25 protein-coding genes and 1 tRNA gene are annotated in these 21,605 nt (G+C 44.4%); 5 read left to right on the top strand and 21 right to left on the bottom strand.

Translation table 11 applies throughout. The features are described from left to right. Positions 1–286: 286 nt before the first annotated feature. From AB3F25_RS07135 to infA, 8 genes are all read right to left on the bottom strand, one after another. Entirely contained in the window at positions 287–1,024 is a 738-nt protein-coding gene (locus tag AB3F25_RS07135) for an ABC transporter ATP-binding protein (protein WP_373603165.1), read from the bottom strand. A 2-nt stretch (positions 1,025–1,026) separates the two neighbouring features. Further along, entirely contained in the window at positions 1,027–2,004 is a 978-nt protein-coding gene (locus AB3F25_RS07130; RefSeq protein ID WP_373603164.1) for a FecCD family ABC transporter permease, read from the bottom strand. A gap of 423 nt (positions 2,005–2,427) precedes the next feature. Continuing rightward, on the bottom strand, positions 2,428–3,381 hold the full coding sequence (locus AB3F25_RS07125; protein ID WP_373603163.1) for a sigma 54-interacting transcriptional regulator: 954 nt from the start codon (positions 3,379–3,381) through the stop codon (positions 2,428–2,430). A gap of 275 nt (positions 3,382–3,656) precedes the next feature. Then, positions 3,657–4,106 carry a 50S ribosomal protein L9 gene (rplI, locus tag AB3F25_RS07120; protein ID WP_373603162.1) on the bottom strand — a complete coding sequence of 150 codons (450 nt, stop codon included), beginning with the start codon at positions 4,104–4,106 and terminating at the stop codon, positions 3,657–3,659. Positions 4,107–4,121: 15 nt separating this feature from the next. Continuing rightward, complete coding sequence (rpsR, locus tag AB3F25_RS07115; RefSeq protein WP_373603161.1) at positions 4,122–4,352, bottom strand: 30S ribosomal protein S18; 231 nt, start codon at positions 4,350–4,352, stop codon at positions 4,122–4,124. Between the two features lie 11 nt (positions 4,353–4,363). Next, entirely contained in the window at positions 4,364–4,690 is a 327-nt protein-coding gene (gene priB, locus AB3F25_RS07110; RefSeq protein ID WP_373603160.1) for a primosomal replication protein N, read from the bottom strand. After that, complete coding sequence (gene rpsF, locus AB3F25_RS07105) at positions 4,677–5,054, bottom strand: 30S ribosomal protein S6 (RefSeq protein WP_373603159.1); 378 nt, start codon at positions 5,052–5,054, stop codon at positions 4,677–4,679. The genes priB and rpsF overlap by 14 nt, the downstream gene beginning before the upstream one ends. A 196-nt stretch (positions 5,055–5,250) precedes the next feature. After that, entirely contained in the window at positions 5,251–5,469 is a 219-nt protein-coding gene (gene infA / locus AB3F25_RS07100; protein WP_013746899.1) for a translation initiation factor IF-1, read from the bottom strand. Between the two features lie 203 nt (positions 5,470–5,672). On the opposite strand from infA, the gene rsmA reads away from it, so the two are divergent. The 4 genes from rsmA to AB3F25_RS07080 all read left to right on the top strand — a co-directional run bounded on the left by rsmA (position 5,673) and on the right by AB3F25_RS07080 (position 9,576). Beyond that, a complete protein-coding gene (rsmA, locus tag AB3F25_RS07095) occupies positions 5,673–6,533 on the top strand; it encodes a 16S rRNA (adenine(1518)-N(6)/adenine(1519)-N(6))-dimethyltransferase RsmA (RefSeq protein WP_373603158.1) in 861 nt (286 codons plus the stop codon). Positions 6,534–6,546: 13 nt separating this feature from the next. Next, a complete protein-coding gene (apaH, locus tag AB3F25_RS07090; protein ID WP_373603157.1) occupies positions 6,547–7,371 on the top strand; it encodes a bis(5'-nucleosyl)-tetraphosphatase (symmetrical) ApaH in 825 nt (274 codons plus the stop codon). 147 nt (positions 7,372–7,518) lie between these two features. Continuing rightward, positions 7,519–8,139 (top strand): HI_0552 family protein, encoded by a 621-nt coding sequence (locus tag AB3F25_RS07085; RefSeq protein ID WP_373603156.1) that lies wholly within the window; start codon positions 7,519–7,521, stop codon positions 8,137–8,139. A 102-nt stretch (positions 8,140–8,241) separates the two neighbouring features. Continuing rightward, positions 8,242–9,576: an NAD(P)/FAD-dependent oxidoreductase gene (locus AB3F25_RS07080; protein ID WP_373603155.1), complete on the top strand. Its 1,335-nt coding sequence runs from the start codon at positions 8,242–8,244 to the stop codon at positions 9,574–9,576. A gap of 84 nt (positions 9,577–9,660) precedes the next feature. Here the strand turns inward: AB3F25_RS07080 and AB3F25_RS07075 are convergent. The 5 genes from AB3F25_RS07075 to AB3F25_RS07055 form a co-directional block, all read right to left on the bottom strand. Then, positions 9,661–9,746: transfer RNA gene (locus tag AB3F25_RS07075), tRNA-Leu, on the bottom strand. A 13-nt stretch (positions 9,747–9,759) separates the two neighbouring features. Next, positions 9,760–10,104 (bottom strand): preprotein translocase subunit SecG, encoded by a 345-nt coding sequence (secG, locus tag AB3F25_RS07070; RefSeq protein ID WP_373604346.1) that lies wholly within the window; start codon positions 10,102–10,104, stop codon positions 9,760–9,762. A gap of 109 nt (positions 10,105–10,213) precedes the next feature. Continuing rightward, entirely contained in the window at positions 10,214–12,178 is a 1,965-nt protein-coding gene (locus AB3F25_RS07065) for a DNA topoisomerase III (RefSeq protein ID WP_373603154.1), read from the bottom strand. Positions 12,179–12,183: 5 nt separating this feature from the next. Continuing rightward, on the bottom strand, positions 12,184–12,786 hold the full coding sequence (gene recR / locus AB3F25_RS07060; protein WP_373603153.1) for a recombination mediator RecR: 603 nt from the start codon (positions 12,784–12,786) through the stop codon (positions 12,184–12,186). 61 nt (positions 12,787–12,847) lie between these two features. Next, positions 12,848–13,177 (bottom strand): YbaB/EbfC family nucleoid-associated protein, encoded by a 330-nt coding sequence (locus tag AB3F25_RS07055; protein ID WP_077433564.1) that lies wholly within the window; start codon positions 13,175–13,177, stop codon positions 12,848–12,850. Positions 13,178–13,297: 120 nt separating this feature from the next. Between AB3F25_RS07055 and AB3F25_RS07050 the strand changes: the two genes are divergently transcribed. Then, entirely contained in the window at positions 13,298–14,392 is a 1,095-nt protein-coding gene (locus tag AB3F25_RS07050) for a metallophosphoesterase (protein ID WP_373603152.1), read from the top strand. Between the two features lie 170 nt (positions 14,393–14,562). Here AB3F25_RS07050 and arcC read toward each other — a convergent pair whose 3' ends face one another. The 8 genes from arcC to AB3F25_RS07010 form a co-directional block, all read right to left on the bottom strand. Beyond that, positions 14,563–15,507: a carbamate kinase gene (gene arcC / locus AB3F25_RS07045; RefSeq protein ID WP_373603151.1), complete on the bottom strand. Its 945-nt coding sequence runs from the start codon at positions 15,505–15,507 to the stop codon at positions 14,563–14,565. Between the two features lie 74 nt (positions 15,508–15,581). After that, positions 15,582–16,586 carry an ornithine carbamoyltransferase gene (locus tag AB3F25_RS07040; protein ID WP_373603150.1) on the bottom strand — a complete coding sequence of 335 codons (1,005 nt, stop codon included), beginning with the start codon at positions 16,584–16,586 and terminating at the stop codon, positions 15,582–15,584. A gap of 152 nt (positions 16,587–16,738) precedes the next feature. Further along, positions 16,739–16,945 (bottom strand): DNA gyrase inhibitor YacG, encoded by a 207-nt coding sequence (yacG, locus tag AB3F25_RS07035; protein ID WP_373603149.1) that lies wholly within the window; start codon positions 16,943–16,945, stop codon positions 16,739–16,741. Then, positions 16,935–17,558 (bottom strand): dephospho-CoA kinase, encoded by a 624-nt coding sequence (coaE, locus tag AB3F25_RS07030; protein WP_373603148.1) that lies wholly within the window; start codon positions 17,556–17,558, stop codon positions 16,935–16,937. The genes yacG and coaE overlap by 11 nt, the downstream gene beginning before the upstream one ends. Positions 17,559–17,789: 231 nt before the next feature. Continuing rightward, positions 17,790–18,476 carry a prepilin peptidase gene (locus AB3F25_RS07025; RefSeq protein ID WP_373603147.1) on the bottom strand — a complete coding sequence of 229 codons (687 nt, stop codon included), beginning with the start codon at positions 18,474–18,476 and terminating at the stop codon, positions 17,790–17,792. Then, on the bottom strand, positions 18,473–19,693 hold the full coding sequence (locus AB3F25_RS07020) for a type II secretion system F family protein (RefSeq protein WP_373603146.1): 1,221 nt from the start codon (positions 19,691–19,693) through the stop codon (positions 18,473–18,475). Before AB3F25_RS07020 ends, AB3F25_RS07025 begins: the two co-directional genes overlap by 4 nt. A 14-nt stretch (positions 19,694–19,707) precedes the next feature. Beyond that, positions 19,708–21,105 carry a GspE/PulE family protein gene (locus AB3F25_RS07015; RefSeq protein WP_373603145.1) on the bottom strand — a complete coding sequence of 466 codons (1,398 nt, stop codon included), beginning with the start codon at positions 21,103–21,105 and terminating at the stop codon, positions 19,708–19,710. Then, entirely contained in the window at positions 21,102–21,539 is a 438-nt protein-coding gene (locus AB3F25_RS07010; protein WP_373603144.1) for a prepilin-type N-terminal cleavage/methylation domain-containing protein, read from the bottom strand. The genes AB3F25_RS07015 and AB3F25_RS07010 overlap by 4 nt, the downstream gene beginning before the upstream one ends. Between the last annotated feature and the right edge of the window lie 66 nt (positions 21,540–21,605).

Below are 21,605 nucleotides of genomic sequence, written 5' to 3'. Positions count from 1 at the left end.
AATACAAGAAAAACACGTCAAAATTCCTCCAGGATGGCGCACGCTTCCCAGCGTGAATGTTTGATCATCTTGCAAACATTACTCTCAACGCTCGCGGCACAAAATTTGAAGTGATTTATTGATCCTATCATCTGATTTAAGGTAGTTGCGTCGATTGCAAGTGCTGTAGTTAGATTGTCGGGAAGGGGGACGATGTTGTTATTTTGGAAATGGATTTATAACTTACCAAAAGTCCTCAAAATTAGTGTTTCATCTTTGATTTGCTGTAGAAATGTGCGAGCTGGCGTTAAATTTCTAATTTCTCAATTCCAAAAATTTCTTTTTTTATCCGATCAAACTTTACTTTCACGCCAAACGCTTTCGCCAGATTTTCCGCGTTTAACACGGTTTGCGTTTCCCCATTAGCAATGATTTTGCCGTTATGCAACAAAATCACTTCATCACAGAATTTGTAGGCAAGCGATAAATGATGAATTGCTACTGCAACCGTATGTTTGGGCGTGAGGGATTTAAGTTGTTCCATAATATCGATTTGATAATAAGGATCGAGCGCGGCAATGGGTTCGTCGGCAAGCAGTAAAGGTGCGCCTTTAATGCAACAGCGAGCGAGCTGCACGCGGGATTTTTCACCGCCGGAAAGTTGGCGGAAAGGCTTTTTCAGTAAGTGCGAGACGGAAAACGTATCTGAAATCGACTGCACTTTTTCCTGTTCTTTGGCTTTGTTGAGTGGATTCGGTAGGCCCAGTGCGATAACGTCATACACGGATAAATCCCAATGAATTTCGATATTTTGCGCAAGGTAAGCTAACTGCCGGCTTTTTTGTGAGGCGCTCATGGTGCTTAATTTGTCGTGGTTAAACCAAATTTCGCCATCGGCAATAGGCAGAATTCCGGCGATAGTTTTTAATAACGTAGATTTTCCCGTGCCGTTGGCGCCCATAATGCCGACTAATTTTCCTTGCGGAATGCAGCAGTTAATATTTTTTAAGCCGTAAGACTGGGTGAGGTTTTCGATTCTAATCATAATTATCCGGCTAATTTCCGCTGTTCTGTTAATAAAATCCAAATTAAACATGGAGCACCGATAATTGCGGTGAGCGTACCGATGTAAATGTGGGAGAAAAAGGGAACGTGTTGCACGCAAAGATCGGCGATTAAGAGCAACAAGGCACCGAGCAATGCACTGGTCAAATAAAGCTGAGATGGGCGTTTTTTCAGTAAAATTCGAGCGACGTGCGGGGCAATTAAGCCGATAAACCCGATGGTACCCGTTTGTGGAATGGTTGCGCCAACCAATAAGGCGATGCCGAAAGTTATGATGAAAAAGCTACGTTGCGGATCGATACCCATGGTGCTGGCGGTTTCTTCGCCAAAGGTGAGCAAATCTATGTAACGATGTTGTCGATACAAACAAGCCATACCAGACAATGCAATGGGTAAGGAAATTAACAGGGTATCCGATTGAGCCCACACCAATGAGCCTTGTAGCCAGCGGTAAAGTTCCGCCAACGCCCATGGGCTTTCGGCGTTGGAAAGCAATAAGGCAATTACTGCACCAAGCAACATATTTACCGCCAAACCGCTTAAAATCATCATGGTCGTGCCATGATTTTTAGCAATGGCGTAAACCAATAAAAAGCTTGCTAAGGCCCCGGCAACACCACCAAATAGCAATATAGTAAAAGGCACAGAAAAATAATACAGAATCAGCACACTGGCGGCCGTCGCCCCCGCACTACTGCCGAGCAACCCCGGACTGGCGAGCGGATTTTGGAAAATCCCCTGCATGGCATTGCCCGCCAATGCAAGACAAGCTCCGGTCAGCACTGCCAAGCCGATACGCGGCACGCGAATTTCCCATAATACGAGAGAACGCATATCCGTCAGCACGCCCTCAGCATTTTTGAGATGGGCGAAGTCATCGAGTTGGTGATAAAGGGCGAGAGCAGAGATCAGCACGAGGGCTGAAAAAAGGATTAAATTTAGAGTTTTTTGTGTTTCCATGGTGATTACATTATGTGCGGAAGCGTGGCAAACAACGATTATTTAACAACATTAAGAATGCTCTAAAGGGACAAGCAATGACGCAGACCCTTGCAATAATTGATAGAGGCTAATGGTTTTCGCGTCATCATCTTATCATTAACGAATTCTCTGCGTTCTTTTCACTTTTAGCAGCACCGCATTGAATGCTTAAAATAGCACCGCATTGAATTCTTAAAATAGCACCGCATTGAACTTTCAAAACAGCACCGCATTGAACTCTCAAAATAGCACCGCATTGAACTCTCAAAACAGCACCGCATTGAACTTTCAAAATAGCACCGCATTGAATGCTCAAAATAACAGCGCATTGAGATTCGCATCGGCAAAAAACGAATTAATTTTGCTCAATAGTCACGTATTCGGTTCGGAACAACGAAAAAATTACTTTCCTATTCCATATTGGCGTAATTTATTGGCAATTGCCGTGTGCGATACGCCGAGGCGTTGCGCGAGTTTGCGCGTGCTGGGAAATTCGCGATAAAACGCACGTAAGATTTGAGCTTCATAGCGCCCGATAATCTCATCTAAGGTTTGCTTTTCAAATTCTTCAATGGAAACGAGGGTATTTGACGGCAAACGAAGATTAAGGTTTTCGATGGTCAAGCGGTTATCCTTCGCCAAGGAACAGGCGCGATACAAGGTGTTATAAAGTTCGCGCACGTTACCTTGCCAATTATATTGCTGCAAATATACGAGGAACTGTCGATCAAAAGTTGGTTTCTGAATGTTAAGGGATTCGCTGATTTCCTGCAGAAAACCTTCCGTTAAAGGTTCGATATCTGCAATCCGTTCGCGCAGCGGTGGCACGTTGAGGGTCAGCACGTTTAAACGATGAAACAAATCCGCGCGCACTTTGCCTTGTTCAACCAATTGATTTAATGGCATTTGCGCAGTGCAAATTACGCGCACGTTAGCATGATGTTCTTTTTCTTCACCGACTCGGCGAAACGAACCGTCCGTTAAAAAACGCAGTAGTTTCGCCTGTAAGCTGAGGGAAAATTCTGCAATGCCGTCTAATAGCACCGTGCCGCCGTCGGCATATTCGAAAAAGCCGATGGTTTCGTCTTCTCCCACTTTACGGCCGAACATTTCGCTTTCTGCATCTTCGTCAGGTAAGCCGGCGCAATTCACCGCAATAAATTTATGCGCGCGGCGCAAACTTTGGTAATGGCAGGCTTTGGCTAATAAATCTTTGCCTGTACCGGTTTCACCTTGAATCAATAACGGCACATCAAACATGGCGAAACGCTGGGCATTTTGCACCGTATTTTTCATGCTTTCGCTGTGAGTCACAAAGCAAGAAAAAGGATGTTGCGGATCAAATTTAAAGGTCATAAAAGCCTACTTACTGCGAGTAAAAATTGTCGCTATGATAGTGAGTTTATCCTTTTCCGTAAAGATTTATTTACAGAAATGTGTGCTAGAAAGGAGGGAGGAATTGAATAATTGCAGTGAGGCGGATTTCAATGCGGTGCTGATTTGAATGTGCACTATAGGTGAATATTCTAGATAAATTAAAAGGACTAAGCGCTATAAAAATAATGCTTAGTCCTTGCATTCAATTGAGTTTTCAGAAATCAGAGCAATCTCAGTTTCTGCTTAACAATTGATTACTCTGCAACAACAACGATGTTTAATGTTGCGAACACTTCACCATGAAGTTGGAAACGAACGTCGTGGTCACCGAGAGTACGGATTGGACCATTTGGTAAACGCACTTCGCTTTTCGCAATTTCAATGCCTGCTGCGCTGACAGCATCAGCAACATCGCGAGTTGTGATAGCACCGAATAAACGGCCTTCGTCACCGGCTTTAGAAGCAATAGTAACCGCTCCCAATGCGGTAATTTGCGCTGCACGGGCTTGTGCCGCGGCAAGACTTGCTGCTGCTGCCGCTTCTAATTCAGCACGGCGCGCTTCAAAGTGTTCGATATTAGCTTTGGTCGCCATAACCGCTTTTCCTTGCGGGATTAAGAAGTTACGTGCAAAACCTGATTTAACATTAACTTGATCACCAACATTACCTAGGTGAACAATTTTATCTAAAAGAATTACTTGCATTTGTCCTTCCTCTTCTTAGTTATGATGCATATCAGAGTAAGGGATTAACGCTAAATAACGTGCGCGTTTGATAGCGCGGGCTAATTGGCGTTGGTACTTCGCACGAGTACCGGTAATGCGGCTTGGTACAATTTTGCCGCTTTCAGAAATGTAGTTCTTTAATGTAGCGATATCTTTGTAATCGATTTCAACAACATTTTCCGCTGTAAAACGGCAGAACTTACGACGACGGAAATAACGTGCCATTTGGCTGTCTCCTAATCTATAAATTCGATTTGCTCGGCATGTAAGACTAACTGATGTAAACCGTTGTTGGTTTTATGAGAGGTTATAAACCCGACTATCAATAGTTGAGTGCCGACCGTAATGCTTTGAGTTTTTTCTACTAATTGATTGCCGCTGACTTGAATCGGCATTTTTAACCACGCTTGGCGGGGCAAACCGCTTTCAATTTGTTCCGAACGATGTTCCAACCAAAACCGGCAATGCTCGACCCCGTTAGGGCTTTTTGATCGCTTAGGTTCGTGAGTGACGACACCCATTAACGACAAGCGATTATCAATGCTCGAATTACTCTTCAGCATCCTCAAAATCGTTGGTTTCAACTTCAGTTGAAGCGCGACGTTCGTCTTTCGCTTTAACCATTGGGGACGCTTCTGTTACGGCGTGCTTAGTGTGAATAACAAGACTGCGTAATACAGCATCGTTATAACGGAAAGTCGTTTCTAGCTCGTCGATGACTTGTTGAGGCGCTTCTACATTCATAAGCACGTAGTGTGCTTTGTGTAATTTGTTAATTGGGTAGGCTAATTGACGGCGACCCCAATCTTCTAGGCGATGAACTTGACCACCGGCTTCTTTTACAGAACCTGTGTAACGTTCGATCATACCTGGTACTTGCTCGCTTTGGTCCGGATGAACCATAAACACGATTTCGTAGTGACGCATTACTGCTCCTTACGGGTTAATCAGCCTTTGACGTAGATTAGCCACCAATCTGCAAAGGCAAGGAACGAAAATTCAATGTGGCTAAGGGCGCGGATTATACCGAAATTTTCGTTTTCCGCAACCGATTTATGTGATGTTCAGGCAAAAAGAAAGCCGATAAAGTTATCGGCTTTTAACTTGGATTTCACGACGATGATTAGCGGCTACGGAAAACGATACGGCCTTTGCTTAAATCGTAAGGCGTCATTTCTACGGTTACTTTGTCGCCGGTTAAAATACGAATATAGTTTTTACGCATTTTGCCTGAAATGTGAGCGGTTACCACATGACCGTTTTCTAATTCCACACGGAACATCGTATTCGGTAGGGTTTCCAAAATAGTGCCTTGCATTTCAATGCTATCTTCTTTTGCCATTGTATCCTCTAAAATAATGGTTTCTTGACCGTATTTGGGGTCTGATTTAATAAAAACGCGCGGATTATAGCCGTTTTTAGTGTCGTACGAAAGATGAAAATAAATTCGAGTGGAAAAAACACCATTTCGTGCAATTTCGCAACGATTTACAAAGGTAAAACAGGCTCTATAATGTGTGCCACTTTTGCGAAAGGCGAAATACTATGAACTCAAAAAAACATTTAGGCCATACGGCGCGCAAGCGCTTCGGGCAAAATTTTTTGCATGATAATCATGTTATTCAAAATATCGTGGCGGCGATTTATCCGCAAAAAGGTCAATTTTTAGTGGAAATCGGCCCTGGTTTGGGGGCATTAACCGAGCCTGTCGGCGAGCAAGTTGAGCATTTAACCGTTGTCGAACTTGACCGCGATCTTGCCGAACGTTTACGCCATCATCCTTTTTTACATCAAAAATTGACGGTGATTGAAACTGACGCCATGCAATTTGATTTCGGCGCGCTTTATGCCGGCCAAACGGCCGAGCCGAAACAAAAATTGCGCGTGTTTGGTAACTTGCCGTACAACATTTCCACGCCGTTAATGTTCCATTTATTCAAATATCACGACGTGATTCAAGACATGCACTTTATGTTGCAAAAAGAAGTGGTAAAACGCCTTTGCGCCGCGCCGAACAGTAAAGCTTACGGGCGTTTAACCATTATGGCGCAATATTTCTGCCAAGTGATGCCGGTGCTTGAAGTGCCGCCGAGCGCCTTTAAACCGGCGCCGAAAGTGGATTCCGCTGTGGTTCGCTTAATTCCGCATCAAACCCTGCCTCATCCGGTTAAGGATTTATATTGGCTTAATCGGGTTTGTTCGCAAGCCTTTAACCAACGCCGCAAAACCTTGCGCAACGCGCTTTCTAGCTTATTTTCTCCGGAAAATTTGACCGCACTTGAGATTGATTTGAACGCGCGTGCGGAAAATCTTTCCATCGCCGATTATGCCCGCTTAGCGAATTGGCTGGCGGATAATCCGCCGGCGGAGGTGTTGAAGGACGAAATTATGGATTCGGAAGAATAAAGCGCGGTCAAAAATGGCAACCTATTTAGTCGGTGATTTACAAGGCTGTTTCGATGAATTACAGCTTTTATTGGAACGCGTTCGATTCAACCCGGCGCAAGATAAACTCTATCTCGTCGGCGATCTCGTTGCGCGCGGCGATAAATCCTTAGATTGTTTGCGTTTGGTAAAATCTCTTGGCGACGCGGCGCAAACCGTGTTGGGGAATCACGATCTTCATCTGATTTCGACCGCACTCGGCATTAAAAAAATCAAACCGCGCGATCGGGTGGACGCGATTTTTAGTGCGTCGGATTTTGAAGAATTGATTGATTGGTTGCGTCATCAGCCGTTGCTTGTTCACAATGAAAAATTGGGCTTCTTGATGGCGCACGCGGGCATTTCGCCGGATTGGGATTTAGAAACGGCAAAAGCCTGCGCGAAGGAAGTAGAAAAGGTCTTACAAAACGGCGATTTTTATGCGCTGATTTCTCAAATGTACGACAACTTCCCCGACCGATGGTCGCCTGATTTACAAGGTATGGATCGCTTACGTTACATTATCAACGTGTTCACCAGAATGCGGTTCTGCTATCAAGATCATCGATTGGATTTCGCTTGTAAAGTCTCGCCGAAAGAAGCGCCGCCCGAACTCACGCCTTGGTTCGAGTTAAACAATCCGTTGTATCGACAAATCCCGATTGTGTTCGGTCATTGGGCGAGTTTAGTGGATGAAAAAATGCCGCCGAATATTTATGCGCTCGATACCGGCTGTGTCTGGAATAATCGCCTGACCATGCTACGTTGGGAAGATAAACAAATTTTCAGCCAAAGTGCGGTCAAAAATTACGAAATTTAGCAAATGCACAAAACCCGTTTAAATTAAGCATAAACGATAGCACCGCACTGGGAGGGCTTCAATGCGGTGCTATTTTGCAAGGGTAATTTCAACGTTGTGCAACAGCGATATAATTTCGAAAAATTATTGTATTTTTAAGGAAAAATCATGATTTCTCTCAACGCCGAATCCTGCGAAATTTTTAATATTCCGTTCTTTCAATTTGCGCAAATGAAAAAATTCTGCCCGCAAGAAATTCCGGCCATTAAAGCGCGTTACAAAGCGCAGTGGGATAACTGGAAAGCGCTGATTCAAGCCGTTTCCGCCGAACTCGGCGCGCCTTTTGCCAAACCGCATATCGAAAGTTGGACGAACGGTTGGCAGGTACGTGCGCATTTTTTCGCCTATTTCAAATATGAATTCAACCAAAATTCCGCTGCGATTTTCTCCGTATTGCTCAATCGCCGCCGCCTTTCTGTGAGTCTCGATTGGCATTGCTATCGCGCAGATCGCTCACAAATTAATGTGCACCAATATAACCGATGGCTGGAACGATTTGATTTCGCCCGTTTCGCCGACTTCGATTTATGGCGCGGCGATGAAGACGAATATGGCGATTTCCGGCCGGTGAACGCATTTTCACAAGCGGATTTAACCTTGCGCAACGACGATGATTTTTGGTGTATCGGCAAAAATGTGGAAAAGACCGATTTGTCGGCTTTGAATGCGGTGCTATTTGTGACTCACACCATCCGAGAGCTTACCCCCCTTTATGAATGCGTGCACTGAACTTAGTTTTCTCCTTATTGAGTAATGTTCCACAAGATGTTTCATGCTACCATAACGTTGATTTAACATTTTTAACAAATTTAATACTTTTAGGAGAATCTTATGAAAAACATCGTCATCGTAGGTGGCGGTGCCGGCGGTATTGAGCTGGCGACATTTTTAGGTGATAAGCTCGGTCGCAAACAACAAGCCAAAATTACCCTTGTGGATCGTAATGCCACCCATCTTTGGAAACCGTTATTGCACGAAATCGCCACCGGCGTAATGGACGATGGCATCGACTCGTTAAGCTACCGTGCGCACGGTAAAAATCATCATTTCAGCTTTGAACAAGGCTCGATCACGCGCATCAACCGCGAACAAAAATACGTGGAATTGGCGCCGGTTTACGGCGAAGAAGGCGATATGATCGTCGTCGCCCGCCGAATTCCTTACGATTATTTGGTCATCGCAATCGGCAGTAAATCAAATGATTTCAACACAAAAGGCGTCGCGGATAACTGCATTTTCTTGGACAGCTCCGAACAGGCGTTGCGTTTTCAAAACAAAATGTTAGAACTTTTCCTTAAATTTTCGGAAAACCGCGCACTAGACGATATTGGTGAAGAAGAATTTAAACAGAAACTGGTCGACCAAAGTAAAATCAATATTGCGATCGTTGGCGGTGGCGCGACCGGCGTGGAACTTACCGCAGAGCTTTATCACGCGGCGGAAGATTTGTCTTCCTACGGTTACGGCAAAATCGACAGCGATTGTTTACAAGTCACGTTGGTGGAAGCCGGCCCGCGTTTATTGCCCGCCTTGCCGGAAAATTTGTCCGATGCGGTGCTGGATGAGCTACGTGAAATGGGTACCGAAGTGAAACTCAACACGATGATCACTGAAGCGCAACCGAATACGCTGATAACGAAAGATGGCGAACAAATTAAAGCGGATTTAATCGTTTGGGCGGCGGGCGTACGCACCTCAAAAGTCACACATCATTTTGATGGCTTGGAAATCAACCGCATCAATCAATTAGTCGTAAAAGATACGCTACAAACTACCGTAGATGACAGCATTTTTGCCATCGGCGACTGCGCCGCATTAACGCAACCGGACGGAAAATTAGTGCCGCCGCGTGCGCAAGCCGCACATCAAATGGCAAAAGCCTGCGCGAAAAATCTCTTTGCAATTTTTGCAAATCAACCGTTAAAAGCCTTCAAATACAATGATAAAGGCACCTTGGTTTCCCTTTCAAGTTTCACCGCATTGGGCAGCTTAACCAACAAATTCGGTAAAAATCCGCTCACCGTTCACGGTAAATTCGCCCAATTCGCTTACGTATCGCTTTATCGCATGCACCAACACGCATTACACGGTTGTATTAAAATCGGTTTGATTATCTTGGTGGATAAAATCAATCGATATTTAAAACCGCGATTGAAATTGCATTAATCTTCAAATTAGTGAACATTTCCTTGTCGGAACCGGATAAAACAAAACCCCGCGTGAAGTTACGCGGGGTTTTGCTTAGTCAAATGGTGCTCTGGGCGAGACTTGAACTCGCACGGCCTACGGCCACTACCCCCTCAAGATAGCGTGTCTACCAATTCCACCACCAGAGCGTTTATTTGTTTATTATTGCGGGATATCGCTATTTTTGTTTTCTATTGCCGGAGCAACTTGTTGATTTTGTTGGACTTGTTCAGCGGCTTGAGACAAATCATCGAACGTACTTTTTTCAAGGTTATTGCGATGAGAATTTATGTTACCTAATACCAGCGCAATTACAAAAAACACAGTTGCTAAAATTGCACTGGCGCGGGTTAAAAAGTTACCTGCACCGGCTGAACCAAACATTGTGCCTGAAGCGCCTCCTCCAAAAGATGCACCGGCGTTTGCTCCTTTACCTTGTTGAACGAGAATAAACCCGATCAAGGCAATAGCGACAACAACATAAATAAATAAAAGAACTTGATACATTTTTTCTACTCTGAATTGCGCATTACGCAAGAAAATCGCGGCGAATAATATAAAAACTGCGAGATTTCCGCAAGTTTTTTTTATTATTTATGCATCGATTGTATCAACTTTAATCAGAAGCCTCTTTCTTCGCTGATTTTTTAGTTTTCCTGACTGTTCTTTGGCGCATGTTCTGTTCGGCTTTTGTGTTTCGACTGACTTGACTTAGCTGGCGCAACGCATTGAGATTCACAAAACGTACCAAGTCCGGCAACATTTGACTTAGACTGTGCATAAATTGCTGGTAAGTCGCTTGTTTTTGACTGATATCGTTCAACTGTGCTTCCCAATGTGCTGTCATATCGGGCTGTGTAGCAATATCCGGCAAAGCTTGAATTAAAATTCGTCCGGCTTCCGTACTGTGAATGTTGCGTCCTTTTTTAATTAAAAAGCCTCGTTTAAACAATAATTCAATAATACCCGCGCGTGTTGCTTCTGTACCTAGTCCATCGGTTTCGCGTAGGATTTTTTTCAATTCTTTATCTTGTACGAAACGCGCAATCCCGGTCATCGCCGAAAGCAACGTTGCATCAGTAAAGGGTTTTGGTGGTTGTGTTTTTTTATTCACCACTTCGCCGCGTTCACAATGCAATATTTGTCCTTTTTTCACAATCGGCAAGAGTGGTTCTTGATTTTCCGAGTCATCTTCTTTGCCGAGTAATGCTTTCCAGCCGGCAGTTTGCAGATTTCGTGCTTGAGCAATAAAAGTTCCACCGGCAATGTTCAGAGTAATTTTGCTTTTGCGATATTCTGCATCCGGACAAAATTGCATTAAATATTGGCGAACAATTAAACCATAAATATTGTGTTCTTCATGAGTTAAATTAACTGCGCGATTTTTTGCAGTCGGAATAATCGCATGGTGTGCATCGACTTTTTTATCGTTCCAACAGCGGTTACGCCGATTGGCATCAATTAGGCTCGGCAAGGTTTGGTAAGCATCGCAATGCACGGAAACCGCATTGAACACATTATATCGTTCGGCAAAATGTTCTTCCGGTAAATAACGACAATCGGAACGCGGATAGGTAATCAAACGATGGGTTTCATACAAGCGCTGACAGGTATCTAAAACCGCTTGCGCGGACATGCCGAAGCGCTTCGCTGCGTCGATTTGCAAAGCGGATAGAGAATAAGGCAGCGGTGCGCTCTCTTTTTCGTGCGAGTTTTTATATTCCGTCACTTCCGCAGGCTGACCGGAAATGCGTTTTGCTACATTTTCTGCTAAGCCTTGAGAAAGTACGCGGCCGTCATCATCTTGATAATCTTCGCAAGCTTTACTTGGTTGCCATAAGGCGCTAAAAAGCGCAGTTGAGGTTTCCGACGTTTTTTCATGCTTACCTTCCGGATTAATCCATGCCAGCACATCAAAGAAATCTTTGGGTTGGAAATGTTCAATATCCAAATCGCGCCGCACAATCAGTCCTAATACCGGTGTTTGTACACGTCCGACGGAAAGCACGCCGTTATAACCCGCCTGACGGCCGCGAATAGTGTAAGCGCGCGTCATATTAATACCGTATAGCCAATCGGCACGGGCGCGGGCTAATGCGGAGGTGGCTAGCGGAATGAAATTACGATTCGGTTGCAGCTTGTTAACCGCTTTCGCCACCGCATTGGGATTCAAATCACTAATTAAACAACGCTGAATTCGATCGCGTTTTTCCGCGCTTAACTTGGTGTAACTAAACACTTCATCCACTAACAATTGCCCTTCGCGATCCGGATCGCCCGCGTTTACCAATTCGTCAGCTTGATGAATCAGTTTTTCCACTGTGGAAAGCTGTTTTTTAACTTCTTTGCGCGGTAATAATTGCCATTTTTCTGGAATGATTGGCAGATGTTCCAAACGCCATTGTTTGAATTTCGGATCGTATGCTTCGGGCTCGGCTTGTTCCAGCAAATGCCCCACGCACCAAGTGACGACATCGTTATCGCCGCATCGGATAAATCCGTCGCCGCGCAGATGTGGTTTTGGCAACACATCGGCAATGGCACGAGCCAAGCTCGGTTTTTCAGCAATAAAGAGACGCATAATAATCAGTCGATCTGACGACGACCGAGGAAAGAGTGAGTTAATGTGGTGCCATCCACCGTTTCCAGCTCGCCACCGATCGGAATACCGTGCGCAATACGACTCACTTTAATATTGTGCAAGCGACAAATTTCCGCGATGTAGTTCGCTGTGGCATCGCCCTCCACCGTCGGATTGGTAGCGAGAATCACTTCGTGGAAGGATTCTTCCGTCAAACGTTGTTGCAATAAATCCAAACCGATTTCGCGCGGACCGATACCGTCCAATGGTGACAAATGCCCCATCAAGACGAAATAACGGCCGGAAAATTGTCCGGTTTGCTCAATTGCTTGAATATCGGAAGGCATTTCCACCACGCAAAGCAAGCCGGAATTTTGGCGACGCGGATTATTACAAATGTTGCAAGTTTCTTCTTCGGTAAAATCACGACATTGTGAACAGTGACCGATTTTAGACATTGCTTCGGTGAGCGCGTGCGCTAAATTCATGCCGCCACTACGATTACGTTGTAATAAATGATACGCCATACGCTGCGCCGATTTCGGTCCCACGCCCGGAAGACAACGTAAATTTTCGATAAGGTGTTCTAAAAGTGGACTGCTTTGCATATTAAAGAGATGGGATAAATGTGAAACGGTGCATGAATATTTTATCCACGCACCTTACGAATTAAAACGGAAATTTCATGCCCGGCGGTAACGGCATACCGGCGGTAACGGACGCCATTTTTTCTTTTTGCAGTTCTTCTGCACGACGCACCGCATCGTTAAACGCCGCGGCAATTAAATCTTCCAACATCTCCTTGTCGTCTTCCATTAAAGACGGATCAATATCGATGCGACGGCAGTTATGCGCACCGTTAAGGGTGATTTTCACCAAGCCTGCGCCCGATTCACCGGTTACTTCAAGTTGCGCAATTTCTTCCTGCATTTTTTGCATTTTTTCTTGCATTTGTTGCGCTTGTTTCATTAAGCCGCCTAAGCCACCTTTTCCAAACATAATGTCGTCCTTTTATCAATTATCAGTCAAAAAAACGCTCGCATTCTAGCGAAAAAATTTGCCTTTGAAAACAAAGAAATTTATGATGCGCGCCTTTAAAATCAAGGGAAAACAGACGTCATGGAAACGCGTTATTACTTTATTTTCGCCATCGTTGTTATCGTTTTGCAATGTTTGCTCGCCATTTTTAACCGCACCTTACGGTGGCTTTGGGTCGATAAGCATTGTCCGCAAAGCAAAAAATGGCTGACCTTGGCACTGTTTACGGCGCCCAATGCGGTGCTAATTTGCCATGTCGCGCAATTTTTTACTGCCTTTCGTTTCATTGCATTGATGCTCACGCTATTGCTTTTTTCAGCCTTTGTAAGCGTGACGATAGGTTTCCTTCGTGTTGTTTTGAAGAAAAGTAAAAACTTTGCCGAAATCGAGCGCCTGCTACGTCTTGTTTATCCCGTCGGGCTCGCCGGTTTAATTGGTTTGAGCCTGTATAATGCCTATGTGCCGCGCATTGTTCATTACAACATTCAATTTGATAAACCGATGAAACCGTTACGCATCGGCGTGGCGAGTGATCTGCATTTGGGCGTTTTATTCGGCGCGCAAGAACTGGATAAATTAGCGCAAATTATGACCGAACAAAAAGTCGATCTCATTTTGTTACCGGGCGATATTATGGATGACAATGTCGATGCCTATTTAGCGGAAAATATGCGCCCACATTTGGCTAAACTGCAAGCACCGCTCGGTGTTTACGCGACCCTCGGCAATCATGATTTCTTCGGTCATCAAGACGAAATCAGAGATGAAATTCGCAAAGCGGGTATAACGCTTCTGCAAGATCAAACTAGGGTGATTAATAACGAATTCGTTTTGATTGGGCGTAACGACGATTTGAATACATCCCGCCCGACGACGGAAATGTTGCTCAAACAAGCGGATTTAAATTTGCCGATTATCGTGCTGGATCATCGTCCGTCGGAAGTGGACATCCATTCGGCGCTACCGTTTGATTTGCAGGTTTCCGGGCACACCCACAAAGGGCAAATTTTCCCGGCCAATCTTATTACCGGCCTACTGTACCGCATTGATTACGGCTTGGAAAAAATCGGTACGCCATATTTTATGGTCACCTCAGGTTTCGGCTTTTGGGGTATTCCGATGCGTTTGGGATCGCAATCGGAGGTGGTGATTTTAGATGTGAAAGGGAAAAATTAAGTGAAATGATGTAGCTGTAGCGCAAGCTGAAATGACCTTGCAAAATAGCACCGCATTGAAGCGGCTTCCAATGCGGTGCTATTTTGCTACATAAAACTGAAATTAAGGCCAAAGTGCGGTGGTTTTTCATCCGTCAAAAAGGGGATCCGTTGCCCCCCTTTTATATTTGATTAGTAAAATTCCACGCCGTTAATGGTATTTGTCACGCGCGTCCCCGCTTTGCCTTGTACGATACGTTCAATATCTGCAAGCGAACCAATTACCGCATCTTTGCCGGTAGCTTTTACGAAGTTAATCACCGCTTTCACTTTTGGCCCCATGGATCCCGGTGCGAACTCGTCAGCCAATGCTTCCAATGCGGTCGGATTGGCGCGGGCGATTTGTTTTTGTTCTGCTTTGTTAAAGTTTACGCAAGCCGCCGGGACGTCCGTCGCGATGATGAATAAATCGGCCTTTAGCTCTTGCGAAATCACTGCCGTGCACAAATCCTTGTCCACTACGGCTTCCACGCCTTGTAATTCTCCCTTTTCATTGTAATAGCTCGGAATACCGCCGCCACCGCCACAAATCACGATATTTTTATTCGCCAGTAAGGCTTTCACGGAATCCATACCGGTAACTGATTTTGGCAACGGACTGGGCACTGCGCGACGATAATGTTGACCGTCCGGCATAATCGTCCAGCCTTTTTCTGCGGCAAGTTTTTCCGCTTCTGCTTTGCCGTAAATCTGACCGATCGGTTTGCTTGGTTTTTCAAAGGCCGGATCGTTCGGAGCCACAATCACTTGGCTTAATACCGTAATGGTCGGCGTTTGCGGCAGCAAATTGGTGAGTTCTTGTTGCAACATATAACCGATCATGCCTACCGTTTGAGAAACCAATACGTCTAACGGATAGGGTTCGATTTTCGCATCTTGCGCATGATAGGCGGCATGTTGTAATGCTAGCAGTCCTACTTGTGGGCCATTACCGTGCGAAATCACCAATTCATGATCTTGCTTAATTTTAGCAAGTTGCTCTGCCGCGATACGAATATTGGCCGATTGATTTTGAGCCGTCATCGGCTCTCCTCTTTTTAATAATGCGTTTCCGCCTAAGGCAACCACAATTCTCATTTTATTTTCCTTCTTCTTTTTATAACGCGATAAAAAAATAGCACCGCATTGAACTGCGATGCTATCAAGCTTAACTAAGCAAGGCTTGCCACCATCACCGCTTTTATGGTGTGCATTCTGTTTTCTGCTTGTTCGAATGCCACATTTGCCGGTGATTCGAATACGTCTTCGGTCACTTCAATACCGTTTGCTAATTGCGGATATTGTGCGGCGATTTCTTTGCCGACTTTGGTTTCGCTATTGTGGAAAGCCGGTAGGCAATGCATAAATTTTACTTTCGGATTGCCGGTGCGTTTCATTAGCTCAGGCGTCACTTGATAAGGCATTAACATATCGATTCGTTTACCCCAAGCTTCAAGCGGTTCGCCCATAGAAACCCACACGTCAGTATGCACGAAATCTACGCCGTTTACCGCTTTGTCGATATCTTCCGTCACGGTAATGCGCGCACCCGATTGTTTGGCAAATTCTTGGCACATTGCAACGAGAGCATCTTCCGGCAACAAGGCTTTCGGTGCGCAGATTCGCACATCCATTCCTAATTTTGCGCCGATTAATAACAAGGAGTTGCCCATATTGTTACGTGCGTCGCCGATATACACATAGCTGATTTGGCTTAACGGTTTTTCGCAGTTTTCCATCATGGTCAACACGTCGGCGAGCATTTGAGTCGGGTGAAATTCGTCGGTCAAGCCGTTAAATACCGGCACCCCGGCATATTGCGCCAATTCGTTTACGACGGACTGTTTGAAACCGCGATATTCAATGGCGTCGTACATTCTGCCTAATACGCGCGCGGTGTCTTTCATCGATTCTTTGTGGCCGATTTGGGAGGAAACGGGATCAATATAAGTCACATGTGCGCCTTGATCGTAAGCGGCGACTTCAAAGGCACATCGGGTGCGGGTGGAGGTTTTCTCAAAGATAAGGGCAATATTTTTACCGGTTAAGCGAGGTTGTTCCGTACCGGCATATTTTGCTCGTTTTAAATCGCGTGCTAAATCTAATAAAAATCGAATTTCACGTTCGCTGTGATTGACTAAACTCAATAAATGCCTGTTTTTAAGATTAAATGCCATAGCGACTCCTTATTTACCTTGAAAAAATGCGGTCATTCTAACAAAGCAATCGATTGCATTCAATGCGGTTCGGTGAGGAGCTATGGCGTAAACGAAGTAAAAATATGGTTAATAAAAATTGCTTTATCACTTACTTTATTTATGTCGAACACTTATTTTACATACCATTCATCGTTGAATTCCGGATTGGTCGCAAAATCGGCGCTGTCACTCGGGATCGCTTTTTCTTCCGCTGCCCATTCTCCGAGATCGATTAATTGACAACGTTTGCTGCAAAAAGGACGAAAGGGACTGTCTGATGTCCAGGGAACGTTTTTTTGACAAATGGGGCAAGGCACTTCAATGATTTCATCCGACACGTTTTAACTCCGCTTGTTGTAAATAAAAGCGATGCAATTCTAGCACTTTTTGCTTTAACTGAAGTAAATTTTCGACAAGATTGGCATCGTTGTTAATTACCTCGGTCGCCCATTTCAACCGCGCTTCGCGACTTACTTGCGCATCCATAATGCGTTGAATTTGCTTAATATTATTATGATCGCGTCGAGTGGCGCGGGCGAGTTGGGTGGCAGGCGCAACATCGACCACAAGCACGCGATCGCAAAGTGTTGTGAGATTATTTTCGATAAGAAGTGGTGCGACAAAAAGTGTATAAGGCGCTGTTTGTGCGGCAAGTTGTGTCGTGATTTCTTGGCGAATAATCGGGTGTAATAAATCGTTGAGCCAATTTTTTTCTTTCTCGTTAGTAAAAATCAGTTCACGTAATGCCGCACGATTGAGTTCGCCGTTATCCAATAAAATATGCTTGCCGAAATGTTCGATAATTTTCGCAAGCGAAGGAGAACCTTTTTTTACCACCTCATGCGCAATAATATCGGCATCAACCCAAGGGACGCCTAATTCGGCGAATAACTCTGTAATCGTGCTTTTACCACTGCCGATTCCTCCGGTGAGGCCGATAATATAAGTCATAGAACGTCCTTGCGGCTAAGTTAGGTTTAGCTAAGTTAGATTAAAAATAAACATCGATCATAAAATCGTAACGACAAATAATCGACGGTTAATACTACAAGATGCGACGTTCGAAAAAAAGCGGGATAACTGATTTTAACAAGAAGCGATTAACTCACCGATGAAGCTAACTCGGGTTTGCCGTAATAATTTTATCTGTGAATCGAAGCAGCGAATGATTTTGGTTTTTTATTAAATTAAATATTTCGCATTAAGCATAATGAACGATAAACACAGAAAAGGCGCAAAGGGTAAAAATTCTTTGGTTTTTCTGAGTGGAAGAGCGAATAGAATTCCTGTTACACAAGCAATCAGCAAAAATACCGGAAGTTGTTCTAATGGCAAGTAGCTGCCGATAGCGAGTGCGAGCCAGTAGTCTCCGCGACCGAAGGCTTCTTGTTTATAATGCCATTTGGCGAACCAATAAACGGCATAAAAAAGCAGGAAAAAACCGGCTGCACTTTGTAGACTTTGTTCTAACATCAAATCTGAAAACGATTGCGCTGCGCCGAATAATCCGAGGGCGAGCAATCCTAAACAGGGCGTTGGTGATATGAGTCGATAGCGCCAATCGAGATAAGCGATTGCCCACAGCAAAGCCAATGCGGTGCTAAACCATAAGGCAAATGAGGGGCTCGGCGCGAGTGCGGCAAATGCGCTAAAAATAAATCCGACAACGAAAAAATATTGCAAAACATGACCGCATTTTTGTGTTTGTAGGTTTGCTAAATGCTTTTGGAAAGGCGGAGGATTGTTAGGGAAGAGTTCGACATAAGCGGCATAAACATCCGTTTGTAATCGTTCGATAAAGCCCGAAATATAAAGATATAATGCGACGCCTAAGGTTCCGCCGAGTAAAAATGTTGCGAAGCCAATCATTGCACTACCGATCCCATATTAAAAATCGGTAAGTACATACCCATCATAATTATGCCGATTAAACCGCCGATGATCACCATCATCAAAGGTTCAAGCATTTGAGAAAGCAGATCAATTTGGTGATTGAGTTTTTCTTGATAATTTTCTGCAATATGTTGCAACATCAATGCAAGTTTGCCGCTCTTTTCACCGATTTGCAGCATTTGTTGCGCTTCCATCGGGAACAGACGGCTACTAATGCTATCAGAAAACGCATAGCCTTGTGAAACCCATTGCAAAATTGATTTGACCTCGCCGTCTAGCACCGCATCCGAGGTAAGCGGTGACTTAATTTGCCAACTTTGGGCACGCGGTAGAAAACTATTGAGCGCTTGATTTAGCGGTACGCCGGCCTGCAGCATAATGTGTAAATTTTGGCTGAAATTAACCAAGCGGGAAAGCTGTTGAATTTTACCGAAAATCGGCATGAGGGCGATAATACGCGCTTTTTGTTGTTTAAAATGTGGTGATTGCTTAAATTTTAAGTGGTAGAAAAGTCCGAGAAAAAGGCTTAGTAACAAAAGAATATATAATTCTTCTCTTAAAAAATTTGACATCGTGAGTAAAACTCGGGTTAAAGTCGGTAGTTCACTATTGTTGCTTTGGTACATTTCGGCAAATTGCGGCACAATAAAAAGCAACAGCATCAACGTGAGTGACAGAGAAATGCCAAGTACCATTGATGGGTAAAGCATAATTTTTTGCAACTTGCGTTGTAACGCCAAAGAGTGATTACGATGTGACGCTATTTTCCCGCATACTAATGCCAATTTGCCGGTCATTTCGCCCACCTGAATTAGTTGAATTTCTTGTCGAGTGAGGTATTTCCCTTGCCGTTCAATACTTTGTGAAAAGGATAAACCGGATTCAATGCTCTGTAAAAGTTGCTCGACCCATTCGTTTAATGCGAGTTGGGTGCAATTCTGCTGCAATATTTGCAGGCTATTTTTAAGCGAAATGGCAGATTGTAATAATATGGCAAGTTGGTTTAATAATGCGCTGATTTCCGCATTTTTTGGCTTGTTGTTAAATTGCCAATTTTGTTGCAGTTTGATATTTGTCAATCCGCGATTCATTAGTTGAAATTCTGCCGCACGGATGGAATCGGCAATAATAGAACCTTTTTGCAGTTGTTCTAAGGTGTTCCGTGCGCGATAGTAAAAAAGTTTTTTTGCCATATCGGTTTCCTTAATTAGGCCGAGCCTAAAACGCGATGGATTTCTGCTTCGTCCGTTACGCCTTGTTTTACTTTTTCCAATCCGCTTTGACGAAGATTGTCGAAATCCGTTTGATAACCGTTTTGTTGCCAATGTAAGAATTGGTAAACACCAATGCGTCCGTGATAACCTTGATGACAATCACAAGCCTGGATGAAGGGAACATCTGAAGATTGTCTGCACTTTTGGCAACGCTTGCGTACTAGTCGCTGGGCGATGACGAGTAGTAAGCTGCTTTCGATCTCGTGTTGCTTGATGCCGAGTTGTTGTAAACGAGAAATCGCGGAAATCGCATCATTGGTATGAAGGGTGGAAAGTACCAGATGTCCGGTTTGTGCGGCGCGTAACGCCATGGCGGCGCTTTCTTCATCACGAATTTCGCCAAGCATAATGATATCGGGATCTTGACGCAAAAAAGAACGTAAAAGTCGGCTAAAATCCAGTCCAATTTGCGGATTGATTTGGCTTTGAATAATGCCGTCAAGTTCAATTTCTATCGGATCCTCCGCCGTCATAATGTGTTTATCGGGCGTATTAAGCCATTGAAGTGCAGTGTAAAGTGAAATACTTTTTCCGCTGCCGGTCGGTCCGGTGACTAAAATTAATCCCTGCGGTTGGCTGAGTGCCTGTTGGAACGAAGCTTGTTGGGCTTCCGTCATACCCAATTCGGCAAAGCTGAGTTCGACCGGTTTGTTTTGTTGGGCGCGCAGTACCACTTTTTCACCCCAATGGGTTGGCAAAGTGGAAAGACGAAAATCAAGAATATCGGAAAATGTGGTTTTAAACTGAAAACGGCCGTCTTGTGGTAGGCGGGTTTCACTGATGTCGAGTTTAGCAAGTAATTTTAAGCGAGAGATTAAACGATTCGCCAGATTTTTACTGACCGGAGTTTGTGGTTGCAATACTCCATCAATTCGGAACCGCACTTGGAATTGATGTTGTAAGGTTTCCAAATGAATATCGGACGCGTTCTTTTGCAGAGCGGATTCAAAGATACGATTGAGCAATTGAATGACCGGTTCATCATCCAACGAATCGGTCGATTCCTCTTCTTGCGAGGCGTAAAAGTTAACCTGTTCTTCCTCTTGTGAAGCTTGTGGTGCTAGTTGTTGCAAAAGCGCTTTAAGTTGTACGCTGTCGAGCAATACCGGTTCTACCAATTTGCCGCAAATAAAGGCGATGGTTTCGCAGGCGGAGAGATTATTTAGAGAATCGACCGCCAGCCAGATTCGATGCTCTTCTTCTTTTAAGGGGAGGGTAAAATAGCGTAAAAACAGCGCACTTTGTTGTTGGTTTCGAGCCCAAAGTTCAGGCGAAATCTCGAAGATTTCGCCGTTTTGTGCGGTAACCGTTGTTAAATAATAAGTTGTCATTTAGAACAGAATCCGGCCGGGAAGAGAGATTTATCACCGGTACAGCTGGCCGCCCAAGTTATGCCCTTACTTTTGTCACCAGTGGCGGTGAGCGTGTATTGAATGTCTTTCAATGTGCCGTCACCAACCACAGTAATCGCACCGGCGTTAGTACTGATACTTTTTATATAACCTTTTGCAGCAGTGGTATTGGCCGCCACACCGTTACTCCCGCCGCTACAATTAGTGGTGGTGCCAGTACCGTAAATGCACAGCTCAACATCTGCTTTATAAGGCGCGGAAGCTTGCAATAATTCGGACATTGCCGCTTTTTGGGTGTAATTTTGATAAGAGGGAATGGCAATAGTTGCCAAAATGGCGATAATCGCGATGACAATCATTAATTCAATTAGAGTAAAACCCTTTTTTAATACGTGTGAAGAAATAAATTTCATAGATTTTCCTTTTATTGGTACAAGTTTTGCCAAAGGTGGCGCAACGATTGTGAAAAAGGAAGAAAT

The sequence above is a fragment of the Aggregatibacter sp. HMT-949 genome (assembly GCF_041734645.1).
In the GTDB taxonomy this organism is placed as follows: Bacteria; Pseudomonadota; Gammaproteobacteria; order Enterobacterales; family Pasteurellaceae; genus Rodentibacter.
The sequence above is the reverse complement of the archived record's forward strand: the minus strand, read 5'-3'. Positions and strand labels throughout refer to the sequence as shown.